Annotated in this window: 16 protein-coding genes; 13 read left to right on the forward strand and 3 right to left on the reverse strand. The window is 46.9% G+C overall.

Translation table 11 applies throughout. The features are described 5' to 3' along the window. From LUQ50_RS15375 to LUQ50_RS15425, 11 genes are all read left to right on the forward strand, one after another. A partial coding sequence (locus LUQ50_RS15375; protein ID WP_300041224.1) for a DUF2098 family protein occupies nucleotides 1-223 on the forward strand: 223 nt, incomplete at its 5' end. Between the two features lie 117 nt (nucleotides 224-340). Beyond that, nucleotides 341-1,576: a translation initiation factor IF-2 subunit gamma gene (gene eif2g, locus LUQ50_RS15380; protein ID WP_300041226.1), complete on the forward strand. Its 1,236-nt coding sequence runs from the start codon at nucleotides 341-343 to the stop codon at nucleotides 1,574-1,576. Next, complete coding sequence (locus tag LUQ50_RS15385) at nucleotides 1,540-1,956, forward strand: PIN domain-containing protein (protein WP_300041228.1); 417 nt, start codon at nucleotides 1,540-1,542, stop codon at nucleotides 1,954-1,956. The genes eif2g and LUQ50_RS15385 overlap by 37 nt, the downstream gene beginning before the upstream one ends. 2 nt (nucleotides 1,957-1,958) lie before the next feature. Continuing rightward, the gene (locus LUQ50_RS15390; RefSeq protein ID WP_300041230.1) at nucleotides 1,959-2,540 is read left to right on the forward strand and encodes a DNA-directed RNA polymerase; all 582 of its coding nucleotides are present in this window, start codon (nucleotides 1,959-1,961) and stop codon (nucleotides 2,538-2,540) included. A 2-nt stretch (nucleotides 2,541-2,542) separates the two neighbouring features. Beyond that, a complete protein-coding gene (spt4, locus tag LUQ50_RS15395) occupies nucleotides 2,543-2,746 on the forward strand; it encodes a transcription elongation factor subunit Spt4 (RefSeq protein WP_300041232.1) in 204 nt (67 codons plus the stop codon). Continuing rightward, entirely contained in the window at nucleotides 2,746-3,240 is a 495-nt protein-coding gene (locus LUQ50_RS15400; RefSeq protein ID WP_300041234.1) for a GTP-dependent dephospho-CoA kinase family protein, read from the forward strand. Before spt4 ends, LUQ50_RS15400 begins: the two co-directional genes overlap by 1 nt. 49 nt (nucleotides 3,241-3,289) lie before the next feature. Further along, nucleotides 3,290-3,622, forward strand: coding sequence for a 30S ribosomal protein S24e (locus tag LUQ50_RS15405; RefSeq protein WP_300041236.1), 333 nt, complete (start codon nucleotides 3,290-3,292; stop codon nucleotides 3,620-3,622). 12 nt (nucleotides 3,623-3,634) lie between these two features. After that, on the forward strand, nucleotides 3,635-3,823 hold the full coding sequence (locus LUQ50_RS15410; protein WP_300041238.1) for a 30S ribosomal protein S27ae: 189 nt from the start codon (nucleotides 3,635-3,637) through the stop codon (nucleotides 3,821-3,823). Further along, nucleotides 3,823-5,397, forward strand: a complete 1,575-nt coding sequence (locus LUQ50_RS15415) for a bifunctional N(6)-L-threonylcarbamoyladenine synthase/serine/threonine protein kinase (RefSeq protein ID WP_300041240.1) — start codon at nucleotides 3,823-3,825, stop codon at nucleotides 5,395-5,397. Before LUQ50_RS15410 ends, LUQ50_RS15415 begins: the two co-directional genes overlap by 1 nt. Next, a complete protein-coding gene (gene rdgB / locus LUQ50_RS15420) occupies nucleotides 5,394-5,933 on the forward strand; it encodes an RdgB/HAM1 family non-canonical purine NTP pyrophosphatase (protein ID WP_300041242.1) in 540 nt (179 codons plus the stop codon). Before LUQ50_RS15415 ends, rdgB begins: the two co-directional genes overlap by 4 nt. A gap of 139 nt (nucleotides 5,934-6,072) precedes the next feature. After that, a complete protein-coding gene (locus tag LUQ50_RS15425; protein WP_300041244.1) occupies nucleotides 6,073-6,219 on the forward strand; it encodes a 50S ribosomal protein L40e in 147 nt (48 codons plus the stop codon). Between the two features lie 4 nt (nucleotides 6,220-6,223). Here LUQ50_RS15425 and LUQ50_RS15430 read toward each other — a convergent pair whose 3' ends face one another. Continuing rightward, the gene (locus tag LUQ50_RS15430; RefSeq protein WP_300041245.1) at nucleotides 6,224-6,874 is read right to left on the reverse strand and encodes a putative phosphothreonine lyase domain-containg protein; all 651 of its coding nucleotides are present in this window, start codon (nucleotides 6,872-6,874) and stop codon (nucleotides 6,224-6,226) included. Nucleotides 6,875-6,994: 120 nt separating this feature from the next. Continuing rightward, nucleotides 6,995-7,474, reverse strand: a complete 480-nt coding sequence (locus tag LUQ50_RS15435) for a hypothetical protein (RefSeq protein WP_300041247.1) — start codon at nucleotides 7,472-7,474, stop codon at nucleotides 6,995-6,997. A 107-nt stretch (nucleotides 7,475-7,581) separates the two neighbouring features. Here LUQ50_RS15435 and LUQ50_RS15440 point away from each other — a divergent pair, with 107 nt between their 5' ends. Both LUQ50_RS15440 and LUQ50_RS15445 read left to right on the forward strand, forming a co-directional pair. Further along, entirely contained in the window at nucleotides 7,582-8,265 is a 684-nt protein-coding gene (locus tag LUQ50_RS15440) for an HAD family hydrolase (protein ID WP_300041249.1), read from the forward strand. Nucleotides 8,266-8,446: 181 nt separating this feature from the next. Beyond that, nucleotides 8,447-9,478, forward strand: a complete 1,032-nt coding sequence (locus LUQ50_RS15445) for a hypothetical protein (RefSeq protein ID WP_300041251.1) — start codon at nucleotides 8,447-8,449, stop codon at nucleotides 9,476-9,478. Nucleotides 9,479-9,514: 36 nt separating this feature from the next. Here the strand turns inward: LUQ50_RS15445 and LUQ50_RS15450 are convergent. Beyond that, on the reverse strand, nucleotides 9,515-9,994 hold a 480-nt coding region (locus LUQ50_RS15450; protein WP_300041253.1), incomplete at its 5' end, for a PKD domain-containing protein.

A 9,994-nucleotide genomic window follows, 5' to 3' on the forward strand; every position in this document is an offset into this window, starting at 1 on the left:
ACGGATTGAAGAGCGGAATGGCTTTTCATTTGCAGAACTTGACAGTACCGGTATGTTGTACCGGGCTGATATGCTTGTACCGGCAACACTTGTAGAGAAGTTGGGAAGGACTGAAGATCGAGCTGAAGATATCCGTATGGTTGAGAAAGAACGGGCAGATACCCGTGATAATGGATTCTCGGAGTTACCAAATCTTGATAGCGCATGCAACGGTGCAGGATAGTTCTTCCTTTCTCTTTCTTTTCGTTAAACTCTGGAAAAGGTCTGATTATTTACGAAACTTGTTATGCTCACGTATAAGTAGCAATATGTTCAAATAGGTAAGGAGGTTTGATTACTGGTGCCAGAAGAAATAATACCGAGCACAAATATCGGCGTTGTCGGGCATGTGGATCATGGAAAGACCACACTCGTCAATGCACTTACAGGAGTCTGGACCGACCGGCATAGTGAGGAGATGAAACGGGGTATCTCCATCCGGCTCGGATATGCAGACGCAGTCTTTTACCAATGTAAAAAATGCCATGGACCTGAAGGGCTTACCACCAAACCGGAATGTCCGCGATGTGGAGGAGAAACAGAACCGGTTCGTGCGGTTTCATTCGTGGATGCACCGGGTCATGAGACCCTGATGGCAACCATGCTTTCGGGTTCTGCCCTTATGGACGGGGCAATGCTCGTTATCTCAGCATCTGAACACTGTCCGCAACCCCAGACCAAAGAACATCTGATGGCACTGGAACTGGTTGGGATCAAGCGGATTGTGATCGTCCAGAATAAGATCGATGTCGTTACCCAGAAGGATGCAGTCCGGAACTATGAGGAGATCAAGGCGTTTGTAAAGGGTACCATCGCTGAAAATGCACCGATCATTCCGGTTTCAGCACAGAAAGATATCAATGTCTGGGCACTGCTCCATGCCCTGGATGAGACAATTCCTGAACCATCGCGAAAACCGGAAGCTGATCCAATCATGCTGATTGCCCGATCTTTTGATGTGAATAAACCTGGATGCAGTTGGAAAGATGTAAAGGGTGGAGTAGTCGGAGGTTCATTGATCCGGGGAATAATCAATGATGGCGATGAGGTCGAGATACGTCCGGGTATCCAGAGTCAGGTTGAGAATAAGATCCGATGGGATCCAATCGTAACGAAAGTAACAGAAATTCATAAGGGTCAGAAAAAGGTTCACGTAGCAACACCCGGAGGTCTGCTCGCTATCGGTACCAAACTCGACCCTGCCATCACGAAGAGTGATATGCTCTCCGGCCAGGTTCTTGGCCATGTTGGGAAACTTCCTCCGGTATGGGACAAGATGTGGTTCTCGGTGCGACTCATGGAACGTGTCGTCGGAGCAAACAGCGAACTTGATATCGAACCTCTCAAGGCACGCGAACCGTTGATGCTTTCGGTCGGGACAGCAGTGACCGTAGGACTTGTTACCAACACGAAAAAGGACGCTGCCGAGGTTACTCTCAAACGGCCTGTCTGTGCAGAGATTGGATCCCCAATCGCAATCAGCCGACAGGTTGGAGGAAGATGGCGTCTGATCGGGATGGGTATGTTGATCGAGTGACTGCCCTGATCGACACAAATGCGTTTCTTATGACCTCCCAGTTCAGAATCGATCTGCTTGAAGAGCTCAAATGGATGATGGGGGTCATACGGCCGTGTGTTCCGGACGTAGTGATTCGTGAACTGGAGGGGCTTGCACGTGGCAGGGGGAATGATGCGTCTGCTGCACGTCTTGGTCTTCGGTTTGCGCAGCAGTGCACAGTGGTGCAGATGGATGGTAACGAGGGTGAACCTGTGGATGATCAGATCCTCTCCTATGCACGGAGAGAACGATGCAGGGTAGTCACCAATGATCGTGATCTCCGGAACCGTCTGTTGGATGAAGGGTTGGAAGTAATTTCGCTGAAAGGAAAGCAGAAACTTGAGATCATCAGGAGATAGGGATGTATTACAGATTAAAGATGGTAGATAAGGTCAGGGTTCCTCCAAACCGGCTTGGAGAGGATCTTGAGACCGTTATTCTGGATGTTCTTCAGGAACAGCTTGAGGGCAGCATTGACAAGGAGATAGGAATTTTCATCGCGGTAACCAGGGTGACCCGGATTGGCGAGGGTGAGATGATTCCTGGTGACGGGGCAGTCTTTTATGATGTTGATTTTGAAGGACTTGCAATCAGGCTGACTCTTCAGGAGATCATCGAGGGAATTGTTGTTGAGACAACCGGTTTTGGTGCTTTTATAAGCCTCGGCCCGATTGATGCCATGCTTCACGTGAGTCAGATCTCTGATGAATATATCAGTTATGATGAGAAGAACTCACAACTCATCTGTCAGGATTCTGGTCGTCATATCGGGGTGGGTGATGTCGTCAGGGCACGGGTTGTTACACTTTCACTCAGCGAGCGTGAACCCCGTGAGAGTAAGATCGGACTGACCATGCGCCAGGCAGGACTTGGAAGTCTCATCTGGCTTGATGAAGATATGAAAACCGAACAGAAAGAGAAGGACAATCAAGGGGCTGCCTGATTATGGCTGCGACCAAGAAAAAGCAACTCTCGGTCTGTCGGGATTGTCATCGTGTGGTTGAGGGAGCTTCCTGCTCGATTTGTGGTACAAATAATCTTACCACGGACTGGACCGGATATCTGGTAATAATTGACCCTGAACATAGTGATGTTGCCAAACGAATGAATATCACCCTTCCCGGGAGATATGCACTTAAGGTTCGCTGATGTTAAGACTCCCCGAAGATCAGCGCCATCTCTTTCAGCGACCCTTTGGAACCCTGTATTCCTCTCTTGATCCGGTTATTCCGCTTCTGGTGGGGAAACTCTTTTTCAGTGTGGGTGATGTGGTAACCGATCATCTTCTCCAGGCCGGGTATCCCCCTGCAATTGCAATTATCGATGGTCAGACCATGCGTCGTCCTCATAATGGTGTCGAAATTCCTGCATACCAGATTACTCATGTGACAAACCCTCCGGGCTGCATCAGTTCAGATCTCATCCAGGCAACCAAAACAGCAGTTGCAGTTGGTAAAACGGTTATTCAGGTTTCTGGTGAGGAGGATCTTGCGGTGCTCCCACTTGCCCTGGCATCTCCTGATGACTCCCTGATCCTCTATGGCCAGCCAGGTGAAGGTCTGGTAGTTCTGGAGATCTCTCCTTCAGTAAGGGAAAAGGCACGAAATTTTCTTGAAAAATTTGAATCAGTACCCGATTCGTGATGGCCGCGCAGATATATATTCTGGAACAGCATACCAATAGAGGATCTCTATGGAGATTTCAATAACTTCTAATAAACAGAATGAACTTCTGTCCCGCAGGGAAGTTGAGTTCACTCTAACTTATAACGGTGCTACCCCATCGCGGAAGCTGGTTCAGGCCAAACTTGCTGCAATGGTGAACGCAGGAAAAGACCAGGTTGTTCTCGATACAATGAAGTCCAGGTTCGGTATGTGCCTGTTGACCGGATCGGCACGGGTCTACCAGAGCAAGGATGACTTGGTAAAACTGGAGCGGGCCTATCTCATGACTCGGGGAGGAGTTGCTGATGAGGTCTTTGGTGCTCAGGATGCGCCGTCTGAAGACGCTGCGGAGGCATCGTAAGGAGGTTGGAGTATGGCAGCAAAAGGTAAAAAAGTAACAAAATCTCTTAAGCGTTCAGCATACTTCACCGTAAGTGGAAAGACTGCGACCCCGTCACGCCGCTATTGCCCACGTTGTGGTCCCGGCGTCTTTATGGGCGAGCACAAAGACCGCGCAAGCTGTGGCAAATGCGGTTACACTGAATTTAAAAATAAAGCCTGATGCAGATATCAGGACCGGTGCTGGGGATCGAAGGAACTGCCTGGAACCTCAGCGCTGCTGTTTTTGATGCCGATCTTATAACCCTGAAATCAAACCCGTATAAACCGGTTCAGGGAGGTATTCATCCACGAGAAGCAGCTCAGCATCATGCGGCTGAAATCGGTGGACTGATCAATTCTGTTCTTGAGGAAAGTCCCCGACCGGTAGCAGTTGCTTTTTCACAAGGCCCCGGACTAGGTCCCTGTCTGCGGATAGTGGGGACAGCGGCCCGGGCCCTGGCTATGTCTCTGCATGTTCCCCTGATCGGAGTGAACCATTGTGTTGCCCATGTGGAGATCGGAAGATATGCATCAGGGTTTGAAGATCCGATCGTTCTGTATGCGAGCGGAGCAAACACCCAGGTTCTTGGATATCTGAATAACCGGTATCGGATATTTGGTGAAACACTTGATATCGGGATCGGCAATGCGATCGATAAATTTGCCCGGAGTAAGGGTTTGTCGCATCCAGGGGGCCCGCATATTGAGAAACTGGCTCTGGAAGGTTCGTATATCCCGTTGCCTTATACGGTTAAAGGAATGGATTTGGCCTTTTCCGGTCTCATTAGTGCTGCGAAAGATTCGTCTGCGCCGATAGCAGATGTCTGTCATAGTCTGCAGGAGACTGCCTTTGCGATGTGTGTGGAAGTGACCGAGAGGGCTCTTTCGCAGACCGGGAAGGATGAGATGATCCTGGTAGGCGGGGTGGGTGCAAATCGTCGCCTTCAGGAGATGCTTCGTATCATGTGTGAGGCGCGGGGGGCTTCATTTGCAGTTCCTGAAATGCAGTTCATTGGAGATAACGGAGCGATGATCGCCTATACCGGTCGCCTGATGCTTGCACACGGGTCTACGATTCAGGTTAAAGATTCACGGGTCAATCCCTCGTTCCGTGCAGATCAGGTACCAATTACCTGGCGTTGTCCAAGCAAGGTTCAAAGACCGGTATCTTCTGATTCTGGTGATGAAGTAACCAGAGGAGCGGAGGCGGTTGTTGAACTCGGTGAGCGTTTTGTGATAAAACGAAGGGTTCGTAAACAATATCGCCATCCTGATCTGGATGGGCGCCTGATTTCAGAACGGACAAGAGCAGAAGCGCGGCTGATTAGCGAAGCACGGAAATACGGTGTTCCCACGCCGATTATCAGTGATATCGCTGCTGACACCATAGTCATGGAACGAATTGCAGGGGCGAAACTGAAGGATGATCTGAGCCCGTCTTCACTCACTCAAACTGGTCGAATGGTAGGCCTTCTCCACGGAGCCGGTCTTATTCATGGTGATCTGACGACCTGTAACATGATTATGAGAGATGGGAGTTGTTGCCTTCTTGATTTTGGGCTTGGATATAATTCGACCGAGATTGAAGCACGGGGCGTTGACATTCATGTTCTGTTTCAGGTACTTGAGAGTACAGCATCCGATGATAAGGAGTTGAAACAGGCATTCAGTGAGGGGTACCGTGAGACCTTTCCTGATGCTGATGAAGTTCTGGTCCGTGAACATGAAATTGATCTGCGGGGGAGATATTTGTGAAGATTACCTTTGTGACGAGCAATCATCATAAGGCATATGAAGCAGCCGGGATTTTAGAAGGACTCGCAGAAGTTGAGCATGTTCCATTAGAATGCCCTGAGATCAGACATGAGTCTGTAGCAGAGGTGGCAAAGGGCAAGGCAGCATTTGCCTATGCAGCTCTTGGTCGTCCGGTGATAACCGATGACACCGGCTTTTTTGTGACTGCCTTGAACGGGTTTCCTGGATCCTGCGCTGCATATGTTCAAAAAACGATTGGAAATTCAGGCATTCTTCAGTTACTGTCAGATAAACCAGATCGTTCAGCATGGTTTGAAACCGGGATAGCTTATGCTGATGCAGATGGAGTGTCTGTATTTGTCGGGAGAATTGAGGGTACCGTTGTATCCCCGAAGGGAACGATGGGATTTGGGTATGATCCAATTTTTGCAGTTGAAGGAAAGACCCTGGCTGAAATGAGCGCAGAAGAGAAGAATGCAGTTTCTCATCGGGGTCGTGGGCTTCGCGCTTTGAGGGAATGGATACTACAGAGGTGATATCGTCCCGGGTTTTTTACCGCCTGAAAGATCGCTCACGGTTGTATACTTGTGATGATTCCGTTGAGTTCATCTCCATAACACTTATGTGAAGTAAGAACCTTCTTTATAGGACAGATAGTTCGATTGGAGTAATATCATGGGACGTTTTCCTGAGGCAGAAGCACGACTGCTTAATGTAAAAGTTTGTATGCACTGCAACGCACGAAATCCTGTTCGTGCAACAGCATGCAGAAAGTGCGGCTACAAAAATCTGAGACCAAAGAACAAAGAGCGTAAAGCCTGATAGTTCAGGCGCTATAATACGTTACTCTTTTTCCTCTCGATGCGTATTCTCCTTTAAATGTCTCGATGTTTCGTTTGTATCCGATACGATCCGTAATTCCTATCGAGCGAAGTTTTTCGCGCACCTGCATAACTTCATCTTCGTTCTCCCAGTCTGCGGTGTACACATAGAAAACCTTCCTGATATCTCGTGAATCCGGGTCTTTCTTTGCGGTAGATACCTTTGCAGAGATGCCCAATTCATTCAACCAGGTCATATCCCGGATTTTTTTCCATAATTCGTCGACCACATCTGGCATGACAAAGATGAGCCATTTTCCTGCCTTCTCATCCTCGGTTGCGTGGGGATCAGCATCTGGTGCATCCTGAGCAATCCAGTATGACTGGACAGTTTTCGTGGGGATTATTCCCTCCCCATCTATGATAAGCCGGTACATTTCATCCGGTGATGTGAACCGCTCCTCTAATCTTGTTGCCAGTTCCGGGTATATCTCACTGAATTTGGAGTAAATATTGTTAAAATCTGTCTGAAATGGAATTCCCTTTTCTACGAGTTGATAGAGCGGTTCTTTTCTGAGATGAAACTGTGTAGTAAGATAGTGTTCAAAGATCCCGTATGCAATATCTGCCAGGGATTCTATCTCGCTCCTGTCCATGTACAAGGATTGTGGAGGGTACTAAAAAAGATAGTTATTTGATCAGGGTTGACCCCTGATCAGTTGCTTTGATTGTCTCTCTAATGAGAATATTGTGAGATCCTGACTGGTCAGGAATACTTAATAACTTGGTTTGAACTGCGGATACCGGTGGCTAATGGTCCTCCATGCCTGTTCTGCTGCGGTCTGATCTGCGGCAGCCTGATCATAGACATCCTCAATTGCGTCCATGTATATATGCCCCTCACCTGAATGTCCTTTATAATCCTGCATTTCTTCAGCTGCTTTCATATCATAATACAGGAATTTTGTTATGTTCTTGGCTTCACCATACAGTTGAGGGCTCACGTTCTTTTTTACCAGTGAATAATAGATAGACTGGAGTTCCATGAGTTCACTATCTACTACACGATGAGAGGTAAGGTTAAGAATTGCGTAATCAGCGCGTTCAAGGAAGGATTGATCCTCATACGGTTGTGAAGTATTGGGCGCTTTCAATTGAACAGACATGGATGATGGTTCCACCCCGCTGACAACAGCAGATACTGCAAGGAGGAGCGTAAAGGCTACTACTCCAAGAGTAATGAATGAATAATTCATAGGAGTATTTTCTCATCCGGAGTGATGAACGTGATCCCTGTAGGTGACTATGGAGAATTCTGATATTGTATGTCGAAAACCGGTTACTGGTTTTTACGTGATATGATATGGTAAAATTTCCTGTACTGCTCATAGATCTGGACAACACCTTGTATGATTTTGCTGCTGCGATGGATAAGGCTAGTAATGCAGTTATTAGGATGATTGGTACTGGTGATCCGAAAGAGTTGATCCGGGCATGTATCTTCTCTCCATATGGGGTTGAAAACCTTCAGACTCTGATAGATTATCTACAGAATCAGGGAATTGAAGATAAATCTGTTCTAACAGCAGCATGTGACACGTTTGATAGAACTAAAAGGGAGGCCATTACCCCGTTCCCCGGGGTGGTACAATGCATGCAACAAATTTTCGATGCTGGTATTCTGATAGGGGTCGTCACCAATGCTACTTCGTTCCATGCACATGAGCGGCTCAGCCTGATCGGAGTCAGTTTCCTCATCCATCGGTTGTTCTCTCCAGATACCACCGGGTTTAAAAAACCTGATCCCGGAATGTTTCATCATGCTGCAGATGTTATGGGGTACCCTTCACATCGAATTTGCGTTCTTGGGGATAACCTTCGTAATGATATTGCTCCTGCTCAAGAGGCAGGGATGTATGGTGTTCATGCCCGATATGGTGATCGACTCCCTGTGGAGTTTGCAGGAGATACGATAGCAGATGCTTGTATTGAATCATTCAAAGATATTATCCCGATTCTAGGATTACGTAACGAATCATTTGATTAGTTACCATACGATGATTTCCCTCTATTATGATTCTGCATCTGAATGCGTCCCTCTCAAGGGTGACCATTTGATGAATTGCATAAACAATCTTTTTTCATCCTTCTTGCAGAATATGATACAACGCAATATGGTTTGGGATCGTATTCCTTCATTTCACCGCCTGATACTGCTTGTTTCCGTAATGATCATTGTATTGGCAATGAGTACTCTGATTTACCTCCTAATTACCCCTGTATTTGGCCAGGTTGGACAGAATATCTACTCCGGAAATGGCTTGATATTCTCTGAATCCGGTCTCACATTGTTCATCCAAATTATCGTGATTATTCTGGCAGGTCTTGGTGCGTTATCAATAATTGCCTATTGGACATTCATTCGATATTATTGCCGGTATATTGAAGATATTGGTCATTATATTGATCTTGCGGTGATCTCCGGGAGGAATGAATATTCAGTTTCTGAAAAAGTTCCTGCAAATTTTTCTCATCTTACCAGTTCAGTCAGAAGTGTCATGAGTAGTCTTGAAGCAAAAAGTACTGACATTATCCGAACCGAACATGCCAGAAAATCCGTAGAGATCAGATGGGAAATTCTCTTTTATTCAGCCTTAGAAGCGATACTAATCGGAGATGATGAGGGTGTTCTGATCTGTAATCCCAGGTTTGAAGAGATTTTAAAGATAAAATCTCAGGACCTTGTAGGAGTTGCAATTCAGAATCTGCCGATCCATTCTGTCGTCGGTGATGGGAGTCAGTCTCTGGTGGAAATCTGGAATCGATCGCACACTGAAGGTGAACGGTTTCTCTGGACCATCCAACCCTGTAAAGACGGGTTACCAACTGTCACTCCTGTGGTTCTTGATGTAAACCTCCGGTTTGTGATGATGAATGGAAAGATATTGCGCTTTTTGATCTGTCGGAATATTTCTGAGGAAATGAGGTTGCATGGTGAACAGGAACTTGCCATCAGACAGATTGATAAGAATCTTGGTCAACTCGCTGCGCTCAACGATGAAATTAGGAATCCGCTCACGCTGATCGCAGGTTGGAGCGATCTTGACGATCATCCGAACCGTGAGAAGATCATGGAAGGGGTCAGGCAGATCAATGCGATTGTTGATCGAATCGATTCAGGGTATGAAGAATCTGAGAAAGTCAGGAGATATCTACAAAAAAACATCGATGGATACATGAAAAACAGTATGCTCAAGTAAAAAATGAATGTGATTATGCCTGAAAAATAGGGATAATCAGGTGGCAGTAATATACCTGCTCTTGTATGCAGTACTCATCTTTCCTGCCTTACTTATGGTAAGTCTCACAGAATAGACTCCTTTCTTTTTATATGCATGGATGGGATTTTTCTGGTAAGAATATCCTCCGTCACCGAAATTCCATGCCCATGTGGATGGCTGACCAATGGAGGTGTCGACAAATTGTACATACAATGGAGCCCTCCCTGAAAGAGGGGATGCAATATAAGAGGCTGTCAGAACACCAGGCTGCTGGGTAGGTATTGGCGTCACGGTCGGTGTGGGACTTATTGATACACCGATCGCAGATGCTGCATTTAATCTGCCCCCTGTGGTTACCTTTCCTGATAATGAACTCAGTTTATCTACTGAATTCAGGATTCGATCCCGAATCTGTGTCCTGGTCATTGAGGGACTTTTAGCTTTCAGAAGTCCGGCCACCCCTGATACATACGGAGTTGCCATGGAAGTGCCTGA

Origin of the sequence: Methanospirillum sp., from assembly GCF_028679455.1 — an archaeon.
Lineage (GTDB): Archaea > Halobacteriota > Methanomicrobia > Methanomicrobiales > Methanospirillaceae > Methanospirillum.